The sequence below is a fragment of the Microbacterium sp. NPDC088619 genome (assembly GCF_044752825.1).
Classification (GTDB): Bacteria; Actinomycetota; Actinomycetes; order Actinomycetales; family Microbacteriaceae; genus Microbacterium.
Genome location: NZ_JBIVLZ010000001.1, coordinates 1,920,104 through 1,940,308, shown reverse-complemented (window position 1 = coordinate 1,940,308; position 20,205 = coordinate 1,920,104). Strand labels below are relative to the sequence as shown.

Genomic DNA, 20,205 nt, shown 5'->3' with positions numbered 1-20,205 from the left:
CGCGGAGCGGGTCACCCCAGCTGCATCCGGGCGAACGCCCCGAGCACGACGCGCTCCGACTGCACGAGGTAGCGCTCGAGCTCGGCGGCTCCTTCCTGCGCACCCCGGGTGAGGAAGGTGTCGAGCACGGCGCGGTTCTTGCGGACGAACGGTTCGTGCAGCGATCGAGGATCGTCGATCTTCAGAAACGCGAGTCGTAGCTCCGCCGCCAGGTCGCGGTAGGTGCGGGCGAGGCGCGGGCTGTCGGCGAGCGACACCAGAGCCACGTGGAATGCCATGTTGGCGCTGCCCACCGCGCGCCACGTCTCGGCGTCGTCGAGGACGGCATCCTGGGCGGCGGCCTCCGCGGCGAGCACCGCCTCCTGCATCTGCTGGACTGCTGGATGCTCGGGCTCGGAGTGCAGGAGCGCGGTGCATTCGATGACGCGGCGCGCTCGATAGATGTCGATGACGTCGGCGATCGACGGCGAGGCGACGGAGACGCCGCGGTGCGGGACGTGTTCGAGGAGACCCTGCTCGGAGAGCGCGCGGAACGCCTCGCGCAGGGTGTTGCGTGCGACGCCGAAGTGCTCGGCGATGGCCGACTCCGACAGTCGTGAACCGGGCGCGAAGGCTCCGTCGATGATCTGCTGTCGGAGCGCATCGGCGAGCATGCCCTGCTGGTTCATGCCTTCATCGTAGGCGGGGCGCGCGACGGATCGTTCGACCGCCGGCCTCCGGCATTACGCGACTGGAACTCCGCCGTAGCACAGCCGAAACAAAGTTGTTGAACAATATTGCTCGATCCGTTCTACACTGGGTGTCACTCGACACCCACCAACGACGATGGGAAATCCCCCGCAATGTCTGAGAACACCACAGCCCCGCTGTCTGCAGAAGACGAGGTCCGCCTCGCCGCCGCGAAGAGACGTGCAGGCCGCAGCGCCGTGATCGGCGCGATCTTCCTGATGGCCACCAGTGCCATCGGCCCCGGATTCATCACACAGACGGCCACCTTCACCGCGACGATGGGGGCTGCCTTCGCATTCGCGATCCTCGTCTCCATCCTCATCGACATCGCGGTGCAGTTGAACGTGTGGCGCATGATCACCTCCTCGGGCATGCGCGCCGGAGAGCTCGCCAACCGTGCCATCCCCTTCTCGGGCCACGTCATCGCCGTGCTCGTCGTGATCGGTGGCCTGGCCTTCAATATCGGCAACATCGCCGGTGGTGGTCTCGGGCTGAACGCGCTGCTCGGCATCGACCCGAAGCTCGGCGGCATGCTCACTGCGGCTCTCGCCATCATCATCTTCCTGATCAAGAAGGCCGGGCCGGTGATGGACATCGTGTTGGTCGTGCTCGGCATCGGCATGATCGTGATGACCGTTGTCGTCGCCGTCATCGCCCAGCCGCCGATCGGCGAGGCGCTGCGGCAGACGTTCGTGCCGGATGAGCTCAACTTCGCCACCATCACCACGATCGTCGGCGGAACAGTCGGCGGATACATCACCTACTCGGGCGCCCACCGGTACCTCGACTCGGGTCACACGGGTCCCGAGCAGGCGGGCCCCGTGATGCGCGCCGCGGCGAACGGCATCCTCGTCACCGGCGTCATGCGCTACGTGCTGTTCCTCGCGATCCTCGGTGTGGTCGCCTCCGGCGTCTCGCTCGATCTGTCGAGCCAGGCGGCGAACCCCGCAGGACAGGCCTTCGGTGCCGTGCTCGGCGACGCGGGACTGCGCATCTTCGGCGCGATCTTCTGGGCCGCGGCCATCAGCTCGGTCATCGGTGCGGCATACACCTCGGCGACCTTCCTCTCGACCTTCACCAAGAAGCTCAAGGGCGGCTGGCCGCTGCAGCTGGCGACCGTCGCCTTCATCGTCGTGTCGCTGATCGTCTACCTCTCGATCGGCACCGCGCCTGCCGCGATCCTCGTCTTCGTGGGCGGATTCAACGGACTGATCCTTCCCATCGGCCTCACGGTCTTCATGTACATCGGCTGGTTCCGCCGTGACCTGCTCGGTTCGAAGAAGTACCCGATGTGGCTGCTCGTCGCCGGTACGCTCGTGACGCTGCTCACCTGGTACATGGGCATCGTCTCGGTGGGCCCCATCTTCGCCTTCCTCGGACTCGGAGCGTGACCCCATGACATCGATCGACCTGAACTCCGACCTCGGAGAGAACGTCCTCGATCGGGTGGTCAGCGACGACGAGAGCATGCTGCGCCTCGTGACGAGCGCCAATGTGGCGTGCGGCTTCCACGCGGGCAGCCCGGAGGGCATCCGCGAGACCCTCGCGAGCGCCGTGGCCGGTGGCGTCGTGATCGGCGCGCACCCCGGATACCGCGATTACGAGAACTTCGGCCGCACGAAGGTCGAGATCGATTCGGCGACGCTGCAGGCGCATGTCGAGTATCAGCTCGGAGCCCTGATCGGTCTCGCCGCAGCCGTCGGAGGCACGGTCTCCTACGTCAAGCCGCACGGTGCGCTCTACAACACGATCGCCCGTGATGAGCGGCAGTCGAAGGATGTGGTGGCGGCCATCCGCGCGATCGATCCGAGCCTCGTGCTGCTGGGCCTTGCCGGAGGCGTCGTGCTCGACGTGGCCGAGCGCGCGGGCCTGCAGATCGCTGCCGAGGCCTTCGCCGATCGGGCATATCAGCCCGACGGTCAGCTCGTCTCGCGCACCGAACCGGGCTCTGTGCTTCACGATCCCGCGGCCGTCGCCGAGCGCATGGTGCGCCTCGCCGGCGAGGGAGTGATTCGCGCGATCGACGGCACCGACGTCCCCGTCAGCGCACAGTCGATCTGCGTGCACGGCGACAGCCCGGGCTCCGTGGCCATGGCCGCGGAGACCAAGCGGATGCTGCAGGATGCCGGCATCACGATCGCACCGTTCGCGGGGGTCTGACATGACCGTTCTCGCCACCACCGACCAGCTCGCCGCCGCACGTGCAGCGCGCGCGGCCATCCGTGCGGGGCATGCAGAGCCGACCAGCGGAGTCGCGGTGGGGCTGACGCAGGCGAACCTCATCTCGGTGCCGGCCGACTGGGCCTTCGAGACCCTGCTCTTCGCGCAGCGGAACCCGAAGCCGTGCCCCGTGCTCGAGGTCATCGAACAGGGCGAGGTGGAGTCGCGGCTCGCACCGGGCAGCGACATCCGCACGGACATCGGCCGGTATCGCATCTGGCGAGACGGTGAACTGGCCGACGAGGTGGCCGACGCGACGGCGGCGTGGGCGGAGCATCCGGACCTCGTCTCGTTCCTCATCGGGTGCAGCTTCACGTTCGAGTCCGGTCTCGTGCAGGCGGGGATCCCGATCCGCCACCAGGAGCTGGGTCGAAACGTGCCGATGTACCGCACGGCGGTGCCCTGCACCCCGGCGGGCCGCCTGAGTGGCGAGATGGTCGTGTCGATGCGACCGATTCCCGCGGATCGCGTGGCGGACGCTGTGCAGATCTCCGGCCGGACCCCCGCCGTACACGGTGCTCCGGTGCACATCGGCGATCCTGCCTCCCTCGGCATCGCCGACCTGGCTCGTCCCGATTTCGGCGATGCTCCCGAGGTGCGTGAGGGCGAGGTGCCGGTGTTCTGGGCGTGCGGCGTCACCCCGCAGGCAGCGATCATGGCCTCGAAGCCTCCCTTCGCCATCACCCACGCGCCCGGCTACATGTTCATCACCGACGTTCCCGATGCGGAGTACCTGGTCTGATGCGCATCCTCACGGCATCCGACAGCGCTCTTCTCGTGGAGGCGGCAGACCTCGACGAGGCGATGCGCCTGAACCTGGCCTGGGACGGAGTGCTCGGCGTGGTCGAGCGTGTTCCCGGCGCTCGCACCGTGCTCGTGCGCTTCGATCCGCTTCTCGTCTCGGCTGCCGATCTCGCGGCTGTGCTCGCGGCGACGGAGATCGACGCAGCGCATCTGCCCGTGACGGGTGAGGTCATCGTGCCGGTGCGCTACGACGGCGAGGACCTCGACGAGGCCGCATCCCTGCTCGGCGTATCGGCCGCAGAACTCGTGCACCGTCACCTCGCTGCCGACTGGAAGGTCGCCTTCTCGGGCTTCGCCCCGGGCTTCGGCTACGTGGTGAGCAGTGACCCGCTGTTCGATGTGCCCCGCCGATCGTCGCCCCGCACGCGTGTGCCCGCGGGGTCGGTGGCGCTCGCCGGACAGTTCACCGGGGTGTACCCGCGCGAGAGTCCGGGCGGCTGGCAGCTCATCGGACACACCGACGCCCTGATGTGGGACATCGACCGCGACCCGCCTGCCCTGTTGTCGCCGGGCACGACGGTGCGGTTCCAACAGGTGCGCGAGCAGGCCATGATGTCGGAAAAGCCAGACGATCTCGCCGACGCGCGGCGCGTCACCGAGCGACACGCCGCCGAAGCGCATGATCCGGGTTCTCCGACCGTCGCGGTCGAGATCGTGCGCCCGTCGCTGCAACTGCTGGTGCAGGATGCCGGACGTCCGGGATTCGCGGCACTCGGCGTCTCGTCGTCCGGCGCCGCCGACCGTCGTGCGATGCGCGAGGCGAACCGCGCTGTGGGCAACGCGAGCGGCGCCGCGGTGCTCGAGAGCGTCGGAGGTGCGGTGCTGCGCTTCCGCGGTGCCGGAGTCGCCGCCGTCGCGGGGGCCGTCGGCTCTCTCGACCTGATCGACGCCGACGGCGTGATGCGTCGTATCGCTCACGGGACGCCCTTCGCCACGGTCGACGGCGACGAGCTCACTCTGGGACACCCGACCAGCGGGCTGCGCTATGTCATCGCGGTGCGTGGCGGCGTGGCTGTGGAGTCGGCCCTCGAGAGTCGTGCGAGCGACACCCTCGCCGGTCTCGGACCCGCCGCATTGACCGCCGGAGACGTGGTCCGTGTGGGCGATCGCGCACCGCATCCTGTCGAGCCGATCGCCACCCCGCGCACGCTCCCCGCGTCCGGTGACCTCGTCGAGCTCGAGATCACCCTCGGCCCGCGAGACGACTGGTTCACCCCCGCAGCGCTCGCGACTCTCACCGGCCAGGAATGGTCCGTGACCCCGCGGTCGGACCGGGTCGGGATCCGGCTCGACGGCACCGTGCCCCTGGAGCGATCCGTCAGCGGCGAGCTGCCCAGCGAAGGGGCGGTGACCGGCGCCATCCAGGTTCCGCCGGACGGTCAGCCCGTGCTGTTCCTCCCCGACCACCCGCTCACCGGCGGATACCCGATCATCGGTGCACTCACCGATCCCAGTCTCGATCTCGCCGGGCAGCTGCCGCCCGGCGTGCGCGTCCGTTTCATCGTCAAGGAGACCTCATGACCAAGGTGCTGATCGCGAATCGCGGAGAAATCGCCGTGCGCGTCATCCGCGCCTGCGCCGAGGCCGGCTATACGTCGATCGCGGTCTACGCCGACCAGGATGCTGACGCGCTGCACGTGCGACTCGCCGATGAGGCCCTGGGCCTCGGCGGAGACACCGCGGCGACCACGTATCTCTCGATCGATGCGCTGGTGGACGCGGCTCGCAGGAGCGGCGCGGATGCCGTGCACCCCGGCTACGGATTCCTCTCGGAGAGCGCGGAGTTCGCGCGGGCGGTGGAAGGAGCTGGCCTCGTCTGGATCGGCCCCTCACCCGAGAGCATCGACGCGCTCGGCGACAAGATGACCGCGCGTCGGATCGCGCAGCGTGTCGGAGCGCCGTTGGCGGCCGGCACCGACCAGCCTCTGGCCGGGCCTGCGGAGGCCGTGTCCTTCGCCGAGCAGCATGGGCTTCCGATCGCCATCAAGGCCGCGTTCGGCGGTGGCGGGCGGGGCCTCAAGGTGGTGCGAGAGATGTCGGAGGTCGCAGACGCCTTCGATGCCGCGACCCGTGAGGCCATCGCCGCCTTCGGCCGCGGCGAGTGCTTCGTCGAGCGGTTCCTCGAGAGCCCGCGTCACATCGAGGTGCAGGTGCTCGGTGACGGACTCGGCGGCGTCGTGGTCGTCGGCGATCGCGACTGCTCGATGCAACGCCGCAACCAGAAGCTCATCGAGGAGGCTCCGGCGCCGGGGCTGTCGAACGATCAGCGCGCTCGGTTCCACGATGCTGCCCGCGCGATCTGCGGCGAGGTGCAGTACCGGGGTGCGGGCACCGTGGAGTTCCTCCTCGCGGCCGACGGTACGATCTCCTTCCTCGAGGTGAACACCCGGCTCCAGGTGGAACACCCGGTCACCGAAGAGGTCACCGGCACCGATCTCGTGCGCGAGCAGCTCCGCATCGCGTTCGGAGAGGGCATCTCGTTCACCGAGACTCCGGTGCCGGCAGGGCACGCCTTCGAGTTCCGCATCAACGCCGAAGACCCGGGTCGCGGCTTCCTTCCCAGCCCCGGTCGTGTCGAGTCGCTGCGGATCCCCGGCGGGCCCGGCGTGCGCTGGGACAGCGGCATCGACGCGGGCGATGTCGTTCAGCCGGCTTTCGACTCGATGATCGCGAAGCTCATCGTGCACGCCGACACTCGCGATGCGGCACTCGTGCGCGCACGTCGGGCGCTGCGCGAGCTCGTCGTCGAGGGGCCGGCGACCGTCATCCCGTTCGATCTGCTCGCGCTCGACGACGAGGCTTTCGCCACCGAGACCTTCGCAGTGCACACGCAGTGGATCGAGAGCACCCTGCTGCCTCGCCTCGAACCGCAGCTGCGACCGGCTCCCGCACCGGATGCCGCACTCCAGCGCTTCCCCGTCGAGATCGACGGCCGCCGTGTCGTGCTCGGGCTCCCGCTCGCCCTGCTCGCAGGGCTCGGCGGGCTGACGGACGCCGTGGCCGCGCCCTCCGCATCCGACCCGACCGAGCTGCGCTCGCCGGCACCGGGCACGCTCGTGCGCTGGCTCGCCGATGACGGGGCGAGCGTCGCAGAGGGCGATCCGGTCGCGGTGCTCGACGCGATGAAGATGGAGACCACGGTCACCGCCCACCGGGCCGGCACGCTCTCGCACCGGGCGGAGCTCTCTGCGGCGATCGCGCCGGATGCAGTGCTCGCCGTCATCGCTTGAGCGCGACCGCGTCCTGACGCGACGATCCCGGATGCCGCAGCTGCAGCATCCGGGATCGTCGTGGTCGTGCGTGGTGCGCGATTACGCGGGGTCTCCGCCCAACGGGCCCACGGCCTCGAGGGGCCTCGGGTCGTCGGCTCCGGTCTTGCGCGCGCGGGCGATCGCGTTGCCCACGTGGTAGATCAGGAGAGCTGCGACCGTGCCGAGCACGATGCCGCCGAAGGCGAAGTCGCCGAGCTGCATCGAGAAGCCGGCGATGCCGATCACGAGCGAGACGGCCGCCGTGTACTGGTTGACCGGGCGCGAGAAGTCGACCCTGCTGTCGACCCAGATCTTGATGCCGATGATGCCGATCAGGCCGTAGAGCGCCGTGGTCGCACCGCCGAGCACGCCCGCGGGGATCGAGTTGAAGACCTCGCCGACCTTCGGCGAGAACGCGAGCAGGATCGCGAAGAGACCGGCGACCCAGTAGACCGCGGTCGAGTAGACGCGGGTCGCGGCCATGACGCCGATGTTCTCGCCGTAGGTCGTCGTGCCGGACCCGCCGAAGCCTCCGGCGATGGTCGTCGCGACACCGTCGGCGATGAGCGCGCGGCCCGTGTGCTTGTTGATCGCGGGGTCCTCGGTCATCGTCGCGACGCCGCGCACGTGGCCGACGTTCTCGGCGACGAGCACCAGGACGACGGGCAGGAACATCGCGATGGTCGACCAGGTGCCCGGGGCGACGAAGTCGGGGAGCTGGAACTCGGGCAGGCCGATCCAGGGGGCGTCGGCGATGAGCTCTGCCGGTGTCTTGTCTCCGCGCAGCGCGTTGGGCACCTGGAACGACCCGGTGAACGCGGCGTAGATGAAGCCGACGGCGACGCCCAGAAAGATCGAGATGCGACCGAGGAAGCCGCGGAACAGCACCGCGAACAGGATGATCGCGACGAGCGTGATGGTCGCGGTCACGGGGTCGATCTTGAAGTTGTTCCACGCGGTGGGGGCGAGGTTGAAGCCGATCAGGGCGACGATCGCGCCGGCGACCACCGGGGGCATGAGCGCGTCGACCCAGCGGAGGCCCGCGAACTGCACGACCAGGCCGACGACGGTGAGCAGGATGCCGACCGCGACCACTCCGGCCAGGGCGGATCCGGTGCCACCCGCAGCCACGGCGGCGGTGATCGGCGCGATGAACGCGAACGACGAGCCGAGATAGCTGGGCAGCTGGTTCTTGGTGATCAGCAGGAAGATCAGAGTGCCGAGGCCGCTGAACAGCAGCGTGGTCGAGACCGGGAAGCCGGTCAGCGTCGGCACGAGGAACGTGGCGCCGAACATCGCGACGACGTGCTGGGCGCCGATCGCGATCGTGGCGGGCCAGTTCAGGCGCTCATCGGGCTTGACGACGGCGCCGGGTTCGACCGTGCGGCCGTTTCCGTGGGTCTTCCACAGGGGCATGCGGGCTCCTCAGGATCGGGGGGAGTGGGAGTGCTGGAGCAACACTACCGATTCCTGAGTGTTGGCTGGGTGCGCGGGTCTCCGCCGCCTTGGGCGGACTTCGCCGCCTGGGGCGGAGAAAACCCGAGGTTCATTCCGCCCGACAGGGAGTTCTCCTCCTGTGAGGGCGACGAATCGCGCGGGTCAGGCCCCGAGGCGCTCGATCAGCTCGCGGTAGCGGGCGGCGGTGCGCTCGACGATGTCCTCGGGAAGCACGGGCGGCTCGCCCTGCTTGTCCCAGTTCGCGGCCAGCCAGTCGCGCACGATCTGCTTGTCGAAGCTCGCCATGCGCTCGGTCGGCGTCGCGCCTGTGCGCCAGGCCTCGGCATCCCAATAGCGCGAGGAGTCGCTCGTGAGCACTTCGTCGGCCAGGTGCAGCACGCCGTCGGCATCCGTTCCGAACTCGAACTTCGTGTCGGCGAGGATCAGGCCCTTCTCCTCGGCGATCGCGGCAGCGCGGGAGTAGAGCGAGAGCGAGACGTCGCGCAGTTCGGCCGCACGCTCGGCGCCGACGAGTTCGACGGTCTGGTCGAAGGTGATGTTCTCGTCGTGCTCTCCCATCGGCGCCTTGTAGGCAGGGGTGAAGAGCGGCTCGGGCAGGCGGTCGCCGTTCTGCAGGCCGGCGGGCAGCGGGATGCCGCACACGGTGCCGTTCTCGGTGTACTCGGCCCAGCCGGAACCGGTGATGTAGCCGCGCACGACGCACTCGACCGGCAGCATCTCGAGCGACTGCGCGAGCATCGCACGGTCGGCGACACTCGCCGGGATCTCGCCCTCGGCGAGGTGGTTGGGAACGTCATCGAGCTGGCTGAACCACCAGCGGCTGAGACGGGTGAGCAGCGCCCCCTTCTCGGGGATGCCGGGCGACAGCACGAAATCGAAGGCGCTCACGCGGTCGGAGGCGACCACGAGGATGCGGGTGTCGGCGGCGTCGTCCGAGGCGTACAGGTCGCGGACCTTGCCCGAATAGATGTGGCGCCAGCCGGGGATGGTCTGTGCGTTGTTCTCGGAAGGTGTGCTCACCCGCCCATTATCCCGGTTCCGCTCCCGAGCCCCACCTCCGGGACGAATGCGGGCGCAGCGCACTTCCTCGGCGCGTGTCAAGGCCCGATGCGGAGGGCAACGCATCGGCGACCCTCGATGGGAGCGCGAGGAGGAGTCATGACCAAGGATCTGTCCAGGGGTGACCGGGTGAGCTGGAACACCCCGCAGGGGCGAACGCAGGGCACCGTCGAGGAGAAGCGGACGAAGGACTTCCGGTTCGCCGGGCAGAGCTTCACCGCATCCGACGACGAGCCCGCGTACATCGTGAAGTCGGAGAAGAGCGGTGACACGGCGGCCCACAAGGGATCGGCTCTGCGCAAGCTCAGCAGCTGAGGCTCGGGGCGACGCACGGCCCGAGTGTCGGCGGGGCTGTCTAGCGTGGAGATGTGACTGACGACCTCCTCACCGATCGACTGCGGCTGTCGCGGGCTGTTCCCTCGGATCTCGACGCGGTGTTCGCGATCCAGAGCGATCCGCGAGTGTGGACGCACTATCCGAGCCTCCGGCACACCGACCCCGAGACGACGGTCCGGATGATGGAGCGGTGGGAGCGCAGCTGGAGCACCATCGGGCTCGGATCATGGGTCGCTCGGCTGCGAGACACCGGAGAGGTGATCGGCAACGGCGGATGCACGCTGCTCGGAGACGAGGTCTGGAACGTCGGCTACCGGATCGCCGCCGACCACCACGGGCGCGGTTTCGCGACCGAGCTCGCCCGCGCCGGTGTCGAGCGTGCCCAGGAGATCGACCCCGACCGGCCGGTGATCGCGTACCTCGTCGAACACAACACCGGGTCGGCACGCGTGGCCGAGAAGCTCGGACTCGAACTCGTGCATCGGGCACCGGACCTCGGCAATCCCGACCCTTCGGCGGTGCGGCTCGTGTATGCAGACCGAGCACTCTCGCCGGCCCAGCTCCAGGCCACGCTGCAGTAACCGAATGGACACACCCCGGTGTTGTCGCAGGGCACATGACCGGCGTATAGTCCACATGGACTATTTGGAGGGATGCGCGTGCCGAACGACACCACCGACCGCCTGACCTCGATGGCCGTCATGATCCTCGCGCTGCTGCGCGAGGGCGACATGCACCCCTACGAGATGGTGCGGCTCATGCGCTCTCGGCGTGACGAACGCCTGCTCACGATCACCAACGGCACGCTCTATCACACGGTCGGACGCCTCCGACGGGCAGGCCTCCTCGACGAGGTCGGCAGCGATCGAGAGGGCAACCGTCCCGAGCGCACGACGTACTCTCTGACGGATGCCGGGCGAGACGCTCTCATCACCTGGCTGCGTCGCGAGCTGTCGATCATCGACCGGCCGGCCGAGTTCCGTGTCGCGCTCGCCGAGGCCCACAACCTCGAGAGCGCTGACGTGATCGAGGCGCTGCGTCTGCGGCGTGAGGCTCTCGATGAGGGGCACGGGTCGCATCGCGACGGGCTGGTCGAGGCGAGGCGCACCGGGGTGCCCGAGCAGGTGCTCGTCGAATTCGAACGTCAGGAGGTGCTGCTCGACGCCGAGCTGCGCTGGATCGATTCCCTCATCGACCGACTCGAGGCCGAGGAGTTCCCCTGGGGACCCAGCGCCTTCGAGTACTCAGACCGCTACCGCGCACAGCGAAAGGCCGCACAGCAATGACCGAACCCTCCTCGACAGGACGCCCGACCGGGGCATCCGCGTCATCCGGTCCGTCGACCGGCACCTTCGCCGCAGGGCATCGCCCCGCCAGCCCGTGGCCCGCCTTGTGGGCGCTCGTCATCGGCTTCTTCATGATCCTCGTCGACACGACGATCGTCTCGGTCGCGAACCCGGCGATCAAGGCGGCCCTCGACCCGACCACCAACAACCTCGACAACGTCGTGTGGGTCACGAGCGCCTACCTGCTCGCATACGCGGTGCCGCTGCTGATCACCGGGCGTCTCGGCGACCGGTTCGGGCCGAAGAACATCTACCTCATCGGCCTCGCGATCTTCACGCTCGCGTCACTCTGGTGCGGGCTCTCGGGCTCGCTCGAGATGCTGATCGCGGCGCGCGCCGTGCAGGGCCTGGGCGCGGCGTTCATGACCCCTCAGACGATGGCGGTCATCACCCGCACGTTCCCGCCCGAGCGCCGGGGCGCAGCCATGGGGCTGTGGGGCGCGACCGCCGGCGTCGCCACGCTCGTCGGTCCCCTCGTCGGCGGCCTGCTCGTGGACGGCTTCGGCTGGGAGTGGATCTTCTTCGTGAACATCCCCGTCGGCATCGTCGCCTTCGTGCTCGCCTGGCGTCTCGTGCCCAAGCTGCAGACGAGTCCGCACCGCTTCGACATCCTCGGGGTGATCTTGAGCGCGGTCGCGCTGTTCCTCATCGTGTTCGGTCTGCAAGAGGGCGAGAAGTTCGACTGGGGCGTGATCTGGGGCCCGATCTCGGTGTGGAGCCTCATCATCGCGGGGCTCGTGATCCTCGCGCTGTTCATCGTGCAGCAGGCTCGCACGCGCAGCGAGGCGCTGGTGCCCCTCGCGCTCTTCCGCGACCGCAACTTCTCGGGGGCCAACGTGGCGATCGCCGCCGTCGGCTTCACCGTGACGAGCATGTCGCTGCCCATGATGTTCTTCCTGCAGACGGCCCGAGGACTCACGCCGACCGAGGCCGCGCTGCTGCTGATCCCGATGGCCGTGCTGTCGGGTGTGCTCGCCCCCTTCGCCGGCAAGCTGCTCGACCGCGTCGACCCGCGCATCATCCTCATCCCGGGTCTGCTGTGCGTCGTCGTCGCCCTGATCTGGTACTCGGCCCTGATCAACATGGACACCCCGATCTGGATGTTCCTGCTGCCGTCGGCGCTGATGGGTATCGGCAACGCGGGCATGTGGGGGCCGCTCGCGACCACCGCGACCCGCAAGCTCCCCCCGCGCCAGGCCGGTGCCGGGGCGGGCATCTACAACACGACCCGCACCATCGGATCGGTCATCGGCTCGGCATCCATCGCGACTTTCATGCAATCGCGTCTCGAGGCGAACCTGCCAGGGCTCGCCGACGCGCCGTCTGGGATCAGCGGCGGCTCGCTGCCGCCCGAGGTCGCCGAGGGGTTCGCAGCCGGGATGTCGCAGGCGATCCTGCTGCCTGCATGCGTGATGGTCGTCGCGCTCGTCGCCTCCCTCTTCCTCGGTCGCTACGACAAGGCGGATGCCGCGGCATCCGCCCCCGCGGAGGCGCCCGCTCCCGCGGCCTGACCCAGGCCCGACGACGAGCCGGGTCTTCTGCACACTGGTGCGGAAGACCCGGCTCTCTCTGACCGGTTTTGCGAGAGACGGCCCCGGTGTGATCTCATCGTGCGATGACGATCGAGCTGACGAGGCCCACCACCGACCTGTTCGACTCCTGGGCGGCGGCCGTCGCCGAGTTCGGTGACGGGCACGTCGACGGATCCGGTCTCCAGGCGCCCGTCACCCCCGATCGGGCGACGCTCGACGCCCTGATCGAGAAGTCGACCCTCCTCTCCGACACCACGGCCGAGCTGCCTGAGGATGCCGTGCACAACGACCTCTACTGGGTCGTCGACGACGGCGAGGTCGTGGGCTTCCTCTCCTTCCGGCACGAGCTGAATGAGTGGCTCCGCGAGGCGGGCGGCCACATCGGGTACTCGGTGCGGGAGTCGCGGCGCCGTCGAGGCTACGCGTCGGCCGCCCTGCGGCTCGGACTCGCGCGCGCCCGCGAGCTCGGACTCGAGCGCGTGCTGGTCACGTGCGACGACGACAACGTCGGGTCCTACCGCACGATCGAAGGCGCCGGAGGCGTGCTGCAGGACGTCAGCGACCAGTCCGCACTCGGCCACGCGATGCTCCGGCGATACTGGATCACCCTCTGATCCGACCGCCCAGGGGGCGAGCGAACACGGCGACACGCCGTCGCCGGTTAGGGTTGATGGTCGACGACCATCACGGTGACAGCATCCTGTCGCCCATCCGATCCGAGGAGCATCCGTCGTGATCCGAAATCCCTCTCCTGCGTCTGCGCGCCTGCGCGCGTTCGGACGCACCGTCGGGGCGATGGCGCTCACGGCGTTCATCGCGGCCGGTGCCCTGCTCGGCGGAGCATCCGCGGCGACTGCCGCAGACGATTCCGAGACCTACGTCATCGGCACCGACACGACGTTCGCGCCGTTCGAGTTCACCTCTCCCGATGGCGAACTCGTCGGCATCGACATGGACCTGCTTCGCGCCATCGCCGAAGACCAGGGTTTCAAGGTCGAGATCCGTCAGCTCGGTTTCGACGCCGCGGTGCAGGCGCTGCAGGCCAACCAGGTCGACGCCGTCATGGCAGGCATGTCGATCACCGAGGAGCGCGAGAAGACGTTCGACTTCAGCGAGCCGTACTTCACCAGCGGCATCCAGCTCGGCGTGCTGGAGTCCAGCGACATCCAGTCCCTCGACGACCTCGACGGCGAGGCGGTCGCGGTCAAGACCGGCACGCAGGGGCAGACGTTCGCCGAGGAGAACCAGGACGAGTTCGGCTTCCGCATCACGCCGTACCAGGACACCACCGACATGGTGGATGCCGTCAAGGCGGGCCAGGCCGTCGGCTACTTCGAGGACTTCCCGGTGCTGGCCTACGGCATCCAGCAGGGATCCGGCTTCCGCCTGATCGGTGAGCCGGAGCTCGGTGGCGAGTACGGCTTCGCGGTCAACAAGGGCCAGAACCCCGAGCTGGTCGAGATGTTCAACGCGGGGCTCGAGAACCTCCAGGCATCCGGCGAGTACGACGAGATCGTCGACAGCTACCTCGCCGGCGGCGAGGAGACCACGCAGGCGACCGACATCTTCTCCGTCGCGGTGAAGTACTGGCCCGCTCTCATGGAGGGCCTCTGGCTCACGATCCTCGCGACCCTCGTCGCGATCGTGGCCGCGTTCATCCTCGGCCTCATCTTCGGCTTCGGTCGTGTCTCGGCCTTCGCGCCGTTCCGCTGGGTGGCGACGGCATACGTCTACGTGTTCCGCGGCACGCCGATCCTGGTGCAGGCGTTCTTCGTGTTCTTCGCCATCCCGCAGCTGTTCCCCGGGCTCACGTTCAACCCGTTCGTCGCCGGGGCGATCACGCTCTCGCTGAACACGGGTGCGTACATGACCGAGATCATCCGCGGCGGCATCCAGGCCGTCGACCCCGGTCAGGCAGAGGCATCGCGTTCGCTCGGCCTCGGGCACTGGAAGACCATGCAGAAGGTCGTGCTGCCGCAGGCGTTCCGCATCATGATCCCGTCGTTCGTCAACCAGGGCATCATCACCCTCAAGGACACGTCGCTGATCAGCGTCATCGGCCTGGCCGAGCTGACGTTCGTGTCGCGTCAGATCATCGCCTCGACGTACTTGTCCGCTCAGGTGCTGACGATCGTCGCCATCATCTACTTCGTCGTGATCACGCTGCTGACGCTGCTCGCGAACCGCCTGGAGAGGAAGTTCAACGCATGAGCAAGATCGAAGTCAGAGACCTGCACAAGTCGTTCGGCGACAACCATGTGCTCAAGGGCATCGACCTGACCGTCGAGGACGGCGAGGTGGTGGCGGTCATCGGTCCGTCGGGTTCGGGCAAGTCCACTCTGCTGCGGTGCCTCAACAAGCTCGAGGAGCCGACGTCTGGTCACGTCGTCGTCGACGGCGTCGATCTGACCGACAAGAGCGTCAAGCTCGATGAGGTGCGTCAGCGCATCGGCATGGTGTTCCAGCACTTCAACCTGTTCCCGCACATGACCGTGCTCGAGAACATCACGTTGGCACCGGTCGAGCTCGGCAAGCTGTCGAAGGCCCAGGCGAAGGAGCGCGCTCTGGCGCTGCTCGATCGCGTCGGGCTGGCCGAGAAGGCCGACGCCAAGCCGGCATCCCTGTCGGGTGGTCAGAAGCAGCGCGTCGCGATCGCTCGCGCGCTGGCGATGGACCCCGAGATCATGCTCTTCGACGAGGCCACGAGCGCCCTCGACCCCGAGATGGTCGGCGAGGTGCTGCAGGTCATCCGCGACCTCGCGTCCGGCGGCATGACGATGGTGCTCGTGACGCACGAGATGGGCTTCGCGCGCGAGGTCTCGGGTCGCACCGTCTTCATGGATGCCGGCGTCGTCGTCGAGGAGGCGCCGCCCGCCGAGCTGTTCGGTGCCCCGAAGAACGAGCGCCTGAAGGACTTCCTCTCGAAGGTGCTCTGACCGGTTCGCCTGTGTCGAAGGCCCCCTCCCCGTTCGGGAGGGGGCCTTCGTCCGTGTGCGGCGGGGGCGGCGAGGGGCGGGAGTCAGTCGGACGCGACCTGGGCCGGATGCCGGCGGATCGTGGCGCTCACCAGCGCGGCGACGGCGCACAGGCCGGCGGCCGCGAACCAGGCGACGGTGTACTGACCGGTGTGGTCGCGCACCATGCCCGCGAGGAACGACGCGATGCCGGCGCCGATCTGGTGCGAGGCGAACACCCAGCCGAACACGAGAGGGCCCCGATCGCCGAAGACCTCGCGGCACAGCGCGATGGTCGGCGGCACGGTCGCGACCCAGTCGAGGCCGTAGATCACGATGAACACGATGATGCTCGGCTGCACCTCGGCTGACAGCAGGCTCGGCAGGAAGAGCAGGCTCACGCCGCGCAGCGCGTAGTACGCGGCCAACAGGATGCGGGGGTTCACCCGATCGGTCAGCCAGCCCGAGAACACCGTGCCGACGATGTCGAAGATCCCCACGACCGCGAGCAGGCCCGCGGCGGTGGTCGTCGCCATCCCGTGGTCGTGGGCACTGGGGATGAAGTGCGTGCCGATCAGGCCGTTGGTCGTCGCCCCGCAGATCGCGAAGCCGATCGCCAGAGCCCAGAACGTCTTCGTGCGTGCGGCGTCGCGCAGCGTGGTGATCGCGAGGCGCGCGGCGCCCCACGCACTGCCCTTCGGCCGCGCGGCCACGGTGACGGGGCCGGTGTCGCCGTAACGGTTGACGCCGAGATCGCTCGGACGGTTGCGCACGAAGATCCAGACCAGGGGAACGACCGCGAGCGCACCCCCGGCGATGATCAGCGATGCTCCGCGCCAGCCGACGTCTTCGGCCGCCGCGGCGATCACCGGAAGGAAGATGAGCTGCCCGGTCGCACTGCCGGCGGTGAGCACACCCGACACCAGACCGCGCCTGGTGGCGAACCAGGTGTCGGTGATCGTGGCCGCGAACACCAGCGCCATCGACCCGGTGCCGAGTCCGATGAGCACGCCCCAGGTCAGGACCAGCTGCGCCGGCGTGGCGACGAAGACGCTCAGGGCCGCACCCGCGCCGATCACGAACAGAGCGGTGACGGTGACGGCGCGGATGCCGAAACGCTGCATGAGGGCTGCGGCGAACGGCGCGGTGAGGCCGAACAGCAGCAGGTTGACCGTGACCGCGAGCGAGAGCTCGGCGGTGGTCCAGCCGAACTCGTCCTGAAGGGGCAGCATCAGCACCCCGGGTGCCGCACGGAACCCGGCGGCTCCGATCAGGGCGATCAGTGCGACGAGTGCGACGATCCACGCGGGATGGATTCGGCGCTGCGGCATCGCAGGCTGAGGGGGTGTCGGAAGGCCGCTCGGCTCCTCGACCGATTCGGCGGTCATGCTGCGCTGCCCGAAGCGAGGGCGAACGGCTCGCCGCCCATGCTGCGCCGCGCCCAGCGAGTGCTGTCGGCATCCAGCGGAGCGGCGCATTCCGCGCACCAGTCGGCGGATGCTGCGATCGCGCCGCAGCGCGCGCAGCTGATCGTCAGCCCCCAGGGGCCGTCCGGATCGAGCGCGCGCGTGAATCGCGCGTAGGCGTGGAGGATCGGGAGGCTCTCGCGTCCCGCATCCGTGAGCCGATAGCCGGGGTCGTCGTGCGCGACCAGACCCGCCTCGGTCATCGAGGCGAGGCGCCGGGCGAGCACGGAGTCGGCGGCTCCGGTGGCTTCGCGCAGCTCATCGAAGCGCGTGCGAGTTGAGAACAGCTCGCGCAGGATCAACAGCACCCAGGGGTCGGCGAGCACATCGGCGGAGCGGGCGATCGGACACGTGGCTGTCGACCAGTCGGAGCGGAGCGGCATCCGCTCACTTTCTTGAAGAAAGCTCCCGGTGTCAAGCGTCCGTGTCCGGAATGGCGGAGTACCTGCGCGAATCGGCAGGAAAGCGACGACGGGGCGAGTTATTCCGCGACGCGAGCGGCGATGTCCGTGCGGAAGTGCGAACCCTCGAGAGTGATGCGGCCGATCGCCTCGTAGGCCCGGTCGCGGGCGGTGCGGAAGTCGGATGCCACGGCGACGACGTTCAGCACACGACCGCCGGTCGCGATCAGCGAGCCGCCGGGTGCATCAGGGCTGGCGGTCGCTGCGTGCACGAGTCGCACGCCCTCGACGGCCGCGGCATCGGCCAGGCCTTCGATCGGGCGCCCGGTCTGCGGGGCCTCGGGGTAGCCCTCGCTGGCCAGGACGACCGTGATGGCGACGTCGTCGCTGAAGACCGGCTCTGGCTGGTCTTCCAGGGTGCCGGATGCTGCGGCGAGCAGCAGCTCGGACAACGGGGTCACGAGGCGCGGGAGCACGATCTGCGTCTCGGGGTCGCCGAAGCGGGCGTTGAACTCGATCACGCGCACACCGGCGGGAGTCAAGATGAGGCCGGCGTAGAGCAAGCCGATGAACGGGGTGCCCTCCTCGTCGAGCTGACGGATCACGGGCAGTGCGACATCTCGAGTGACCTCGTCGACGAAGGCCTGCTCGCTGCCGAACTGCTCGGCGAGCCACGGCAGGGGCGAGTACGCACCCATTCCACCCGTGTTGGGGCCCTCGTCGCCGTCGAGCGCACGCTTGAAATCCTGGGCCGGGCTGAGCGCGCGCACGGTGTCGCCGTCGCTCAGGAAGAACAGCGAGACCTCGGGGCCGGAGAGGAACTCCTCGATGAGCACGGGGCCGGACGGCAGATAGTGCTCGGCATGGGCGAGCGCGTCTGCGCGGTCGGCGGTGACGATGACGCCCTTGCCTGCTGCCAGCCCGTCGGCCTTGACCACGTACGGGGCGCCGAGCTCGTCGAACGCGGCCTCGACCTCGGCGGTCGTGGTGGCGCGCACCGCACGACCGGTGGGCACGCCCGCGGCATCCATGATCCGCTTGGCGAACGACTTGGAGCCCTCGAGCTGCGCGGCAGCTTTGCCGGGGCCGAACACGGGGATGCCGTGCGAGCGCAGCACATCTGCGACGCCGGCGACGAGCGGGGCCTCTGGCCCGACGACCACGAGGTCGACGGCGTTCTCGTTGGCGAACGAGGTCACGGCCGCCCCGTCGAGCATGTCGAGGGTGACCGGCGTCGCATCCTGCGCGATTCCGGCGTTGCCGGGGGCGACGAAGATCTCGTGCTCCGCGGTCTCTGCTCGCAGAGCGAGGATGATCGCGTGCTCACGGGCACCGGAACCGAGGACGAGAATCTTCACCCGTCCAGACTACCGAGACGGGCGGGCGCGTTTCGGCGGGTTGCGGCGCGAGACCGGGTCAGAGCTCGACCGGGCGCTCGACCGACGGGTCCCACGGCACGGTCCAGCCGGCCGCGTCGAACAGCGCATCGAGCACCATGGCCGTGAAGCCCCACACGATCGTGCCGTCTACATCGAACGCCGGCCCCTTCCAGGTGCGACCCATGCGGTGGATCGTCGATGTGAACCGGGTCGTCGGGTCGAGCAGCTGCGCCACGGGCACACGGAACACGTCGACCGTCTCCGCGTGATCCACGGCCGCGACGCGCGACGGTGAACGCCACCAGCCGAGCACCGGGGTGACCATGTGGTTGCTCGCGGCGAGCGGGATCTCCGAGAGAGTGGCGAGGATCTCGACGCCAGCCGGGTCGAGCCCCGTCTCCTCTTCGGCTTCGCGCAGGGCGGTGGCGACGGCATCCGCATCGGCGTCCTCGGCCCGGCCGCCGGGGAACGACACCTGCCCGGGGTGCGACGACAGCGTGGCGGCTCGGCGCTGCAGCAGCACATCGAGGTCTGCGGCCATGGTCGCGGTGTCTGTTTGAGCCGGGATGCTGTCGAGCCTTCCGAACAGCACGAGCACGGATGCCGGGTGGGCCGTGCCGTCGACAGGAGGGAGGGGTCTCGTCCAGCCCGCACTGCGCTGCGCCGCGGCGAGCAGCTCGGCTCTCGCGCCGTGCAGGGTGTCGGGATTCTGGCTCATCGCCTCGAGCCTATTCCTGTGCGCCGGGATGGAGGCGGGCGGCGTGTGCGCCAGCGAAGGAGATTCGCGCTTCGGAAGGCCGAATTCGGGAAATCTCTCCTTCGGAAGCGCGCATCTCCTTTCGAAGCGCGCGCATCCAGGGCGAATGGCCCCGGCGTAGCCTGGTCACCATGCCCTCCAGGAAGATCGACATCATCGCGGGGCGCGCCGCACTCGATGCGGTGCGCCGAGCGGATGCCGCCGGCGACAAGCCGCAGCGCACCGACCTCGCGACGTCCGTGCGGTACCTGCTGCAGCTGCTCGATGAGAAGGCTCCGGGCAACAGCGTCGAGGTGCGGGTGCCGCCGTTCGGCGCCGTGCAGGTGATCCAGGGCCCTCGGCATACGCGTGGCACCCCGCCGAACGTCGTCGAGATGGACCCCGCGACGTGGATCGCCGTCGCCACGGGCACGGAGCACTGGGCGGATGCCGCGGGCTCGGGCCGGGTCAGCGCCTCCGGCACCCGCGCCGACCTCTCGGACGTCTTGCCCCTTCGCCCCTGAAGCGACCCGG

Annotated in this window: 20 protein-coding genes; 13 read left to right on the top strand and 7 right to left on the bottom strand. The window is 69.0% G+C overall.

What is annotated here, in order from left to right:
- Positions 1-11: 11 nt before the first annotated feature.
- On the bottom strand, positions 12-668 hold the full coding sequence (locus ACIP5T_RS09410) for a GntR family transcriptional regulator (RefSeq protein WP_400862584.1): 657 nt from the start codon (positions 666-668) through the stop codon (positions 12-14).
- A 174-nt stretch (positions 669-842) separates the two neighbouring features.
- On the opposite strand from ACIP5T_RS09410, the gene ACIP5T_RS09405 reads away from it, so the two are divergent.
- The 5 genes from ACIP5T_RS09405 to ACIP5T_RS09385 are packed head-to-tail and all read left to right on the top strand — an operon-like array spanning position 843 to position 6,983.
- Positions 843-2,120, top strand: a complete 1,278-nt coding sequence (locus ACIP5T_RS09405; protein ID WP_400862582.1) for an NRAMP family divalent metal transporter — start codon at positions 843-845, stop codon at positions 2,118-2,120.
- A 4-nt stretch (positions 2,121-2,124) separates the two neighbouring features.
- Positions 2,125-2,889: a LamB/YcsF family protein gene (locus ACIP5T_RS09400; RefSeq protein ID WP_400862580.1), complete on the top strand. Its 765-nt coding sequence runs from the start codon at positions 2,125-2,127 to the stop codon at positions 2,887-2,889.
- Between the two features lies 1 nt (position 2,890).
- Positions 2,891-3,691, top strand: a complete 801-nt coding sequence (locus ACIP5T_RS09395; RefSeq protein ID WP_400862578.1) for a putative hydro-lyase — start codon at positions 2,891-2,893, stop codon at positions 3,689-3,691.
- On the top strand, positions 3,691-5,274 hold the full coding sequence (locus ACIP5T_RS09390; RefSeq protein ID WP_400862576.1) for a carboxyltransferase domain-containing protein: 1,584 nt from the start codon (positions 3,691-3,693) through the stop codon (positions 5,272-5,274). Before ACIP5T_RS09395 ends, ACIP5T_RS09390 begins: the two co-directional genes overlap by 1 nt.
- A complete protein-coding gene (locus ACIP5T_RS09385; protein WP_400862574.1) occupies positions 5,271-6,983 on the top strand; it encodes an acetyl/propionyl/methylcrotonyl-CoA carboxylase subunit alpha in 1,713 nt (570 codons plus the stop codon). Before ACIP5T_RS09390 ends, ACIP5T_RS09385 begins: the two co-directional genes overlap by 4 nt.
- 81 nt (positions 6,984-7,064) lie before the next feature.
- Here the strand turns inward: ACIP5T_RS09385 and ACIP5T_RS09380 are convergent, their stop codons facing one another.
- Together ACIP5T_RS09380 and ACIP5T_RS09375 are read right to left on the bottom strand one after the other, a co-directional pair.
- Positions 7,065-8,420, bottom strand: a complete 1,356-nt coding sequence (locus tag ACIP5T_RS09380; RefSeq protein ID WP_400862572.1) for a uracil-xanthine permease family protein — start codon at positions 8,418-8,420, stop codon at positions 7,065-7,067.
- 183 nt (positions 8,421-8,603) lie between these two features.
- Complete coding sequence (locus tag ACIP5T_RS09375; RefSeq protein ID WP_400862570.1) at positions 8,604-9,482, bottom strand: phosphoribosylaminoimidazolesuccinocarboxamide synthase; 879 nt, start codon at positions 9,480-9,482, stop codon at positions 8,604-8,606.
- 138 nt (positions 9,483-9,620) lie between these two features.
- Between ACIP5T_RS09375 and ACIP5T_RS09370 the strand changes: the two genes are divergently transcribed.
- From ACIP5T_RS09370 to ACIP5T_RS09340, 7 genes are all read left to right on the top strand, one after another.
- On the top strand, positions 9,621-9,836 hold the full coding sequence (locus ACIP5T_RS09370) for a DUF2945 domain-containing protein (RefSeq protein WP_400862569.1): 216 nt from the start codon (positions 9,621-9,623) through the stop codon (positions 9,834-9,836).
- Between the two features lie 53 nt (positions 9,837-9,889).
- A complete protein-coding gene (locus ACIP5T_RS09365) occupies positions 9,890-10,438 on the top strand; it encodes a GNAT family N-acetyltransferase (RefSeq protein WP_400862567.1) in 549 nt (182 codons plus the stop codon).
- 78 nt (positions 10,439-10,516) lie between these two features.
- On the top strand, positions 10,517-11,143 hold the full coding sequence (locus ACIP5T_RS09360; RefSeq protein ID WP_400862565.1) for a PadR family transcriptional regulator: 627 nt from the start codon (positions 10,517-10,519) through the stop codon (positions 11,141-11,143).
- Complete coding sequence (locus ACIP5T_RS09355) at positions 11,140-12,714, top strand: DHA2 family efflux MFS transporter permease subunit (protein WP_400862564.1); 1,575 nt, start codon at positions 11,140-11,142, stop codon at positions 12,712-12,714. The genes ACIP5T_RS09360 and ACIP5T_RS09355 overlap by 4 nt, the downstream gene beginning before the upstream one ends.
- 104 nt (positions 12,715-12,818) lie before the next feature.
- Positions 12,819-13,349 carry a GNAT family N-acetyltransferase gene (locus ACIP5T_RS09350; protein WP_400862562.1) on the top strand — a complete coding sequence of 177 codons (531 nt, stop codon included), beginning with the start codon at positions 12,819-12,821 and terminating at the stop codon, positions 13,347-13,349.
- A 118-nt stretch (positions 13,350-13,467) separates the two neighbouring features.
- A complete protein-coding gene (locus tag ACIP5T_RS09345) occupies positions 13,468-14,946 on the top strand; it encodes an amino acid ABC transporter substrate-binding protein/permease (RefSeq protein WP_400862561.1) in 1,479 nt (492 codons plus the stop codon).
- Positions 14,943-15,671 (top strand): amino acid ABC transporter ATP-binding protein, encoded by a 729-nt coding sequence (locus ACIP5T_RS09340; protein ID WP_400862560.1) that lies wholly within the window; start codon positions 14,943-14,945, stop codon positions 15,669-15,671. Before ACIP5T_RS09345 ends, ACIP5T_RS09340 begins: the two co-directional genes overlap by 4 nt.
- Before the next feature lie 83 nt (positions 15,672-15,754).
- Here the strand turns inward: ACIP5T_RS09340 and ACIP5T_RS09335 are convergent, their stop codons facing one another.
- From ACIP5T_RS09335 to ACIP5T_RS09320, 4 genes are all read right to left on the bottom strand, one after another.
- Positions 15,755-17,077 carry an MFS transporter gene (locus ACIP5T_RS09335; RefSeq protein WP_400862558.1) on the bottom strand — a complete coding sequence of 441 codons (1,323 nt, stop codon included), beginning with the start codon at positions 17,075-17,077 and terminating at the stop codon, positions 15,755-15,757.
- A complete protein-coding gene (locus tag ACIP5T_RS09330) occupies positions 17,074-17,538 on the bottom strand; it encodes a winged helix-turn-helix transcriptional regulator (protein WP_400862556.1) in 465 nt (154 codons plus the stop codon). Before ACIP5T_RS09330 ends, ACIP5T_RS09335 begins: the two co-directional genes overlap by 4 nt.
- A 98-nt stretch (positions 17,539-17,636) precedes the next feature.
- Entirely contained in the window at positions 17,637-18,914 is a 1,278-nt protein-coding gene (gene purD, locus ACIP5T_RS09325) for a phosphoribosylamine--glycine ligase (RefSeq protein WP_400862554.1), read from the bottom strand.
- Positions 18,915-18,972: 58 nt separating this feature from the next.
- Entirely contained in the window at positions 18,973-19,653 is a 681-nt protein-coding gene (locus ACIP5T_RS09320) for an NUDIX hydrolase (RefSeq protein WP_400862553.1), read from the bottom strand.
- A gap of 170 nt (positions 19,654-19,823) precedes the next feature.
- Here ACIP5T_RS09320 and ACIP5T_RS09315 point away from each other — a divergent pair, with 170 nt between their 5' ends.
- Complete coding sequence (locus ACIP5T_RS09315) at positions 19,824-20,195, top strand: sterol carrier family protein (RefSeq protein WP_400862552.1); 372 nt, start codon at positions 19,824-19,826, stop codon at positions 20,193-20,195.
- The last annotated feature ends 10 nt before the right edge of the window (positions 20,196-20,205 follow it).

Bases quoted from the DNA above. Each gene is read 5' to 3' on its own strand.
- ACIP5T_RS09410 (WP_400862584.1), bottom strand. From the start codon at position 668: ATGAACCAGCAGGGCATGCTCGCCGATGCGCTCCGACAGCAGATCATC.
- ACIP5T_RS09405 (WP_400862582.1), top strand. From the start codon at position 843: ATGTCTGAGAACACCACAGCCCCGCTGTCTGCAGAAGACGAGGTCCGC.
- ACIP5T_RS09400 (WP_400862580.1), top strand. From the start codon at position 2,125: ATGACATCGATCGACCTGAACTCCGACCTCGGAGAGAACGTCCTCGAT.
- ACIP5T_RS09395 (WP_400862578.1), top strand. From the start codon at position 2,891: ATGACCGTTCTCGCCACCACCGACCAGCTCGCCGCCGCACGTGCAGCG.
- ACIP5T_RS09390 (WP_400862576.1), top strand. From the start codon at position 3,691: ATGCGCATCCTCACGGCATCCGACAGCGCTCTTCTCGTGGAGGCGGCA.
- ACIP5T_RS09385 (WP_400862574.1), top strand. From the start codon at position 5,271: ATGACCAAGGTGCTGATCGCGAATCGCGGAGAAATCGCCGTGCGCGTC.
- ACIP5T_RS09380 (WP_400862572.1), bottom strand. From the start codon at position 8,420: ATGCCCCTGTGGAAGACCCACGGAAACGGCCGCACGGTCGAACCCGGC.
- ACIP5T_RS09370 (WP_400862569.1), top strand. From the start codon at position 9,621: ATGACCAAGGATCTGTCCAGGGGTGACCGGGTGAGCTGGAACACCCCG.
- ACIP5T_RS09355 (WP_400862564.1), top strand. From the start codon at position 11,140: ATGACCGAACCCTCCTCGACAGGACGCCCGACCGGGGCATCCGCGTCA.
- ACIP5T_RS09350 (WP_400862562.1), top strand. From the start codon at position 12,819: ATGACGATCGAGCTGACGAGGCCCACCACCGACCTGTTCGACTCCTGG.
- ACIP5T_RS09340 (WP_400862560.1), top strand. From the start codon at position 14,943: ATGAGCAAGATCGAAGTCAGAGACCTGCACAAGTCGTTCGGCGACAAC.
- ACIP5T_RS09335 (WP_400862558.1), bottom strand. From the start codon at position 17,077: ATGACCGCCGAATCGGTCGAGGAGCCGAGCGGCCTTCCGACACCCCCT.
- ACIP5T_RS09330 (WP_400862556.1), bottom strand. From the start codon at position 17,538: ATGCCGCTCCGCTCCGACTGGTCGACAGCCACGTGTCCGATCGCCCGC.
- ACIP5T_RS09320 (WP_400862553.1), bottom strand. From the start codon at position 19,653: ATGAGCCAGAATCCCGACACCCTGCACGGCGCGAGAGCCGAGCTGCTC.
- ACIP5T_RS09315 (WP_400862552.1), top strand. From the start codon at position 19,824: ATGCCCTCCAGGAAGATCGACATCATCGCGGGGCGCGCCGCACTCGAT.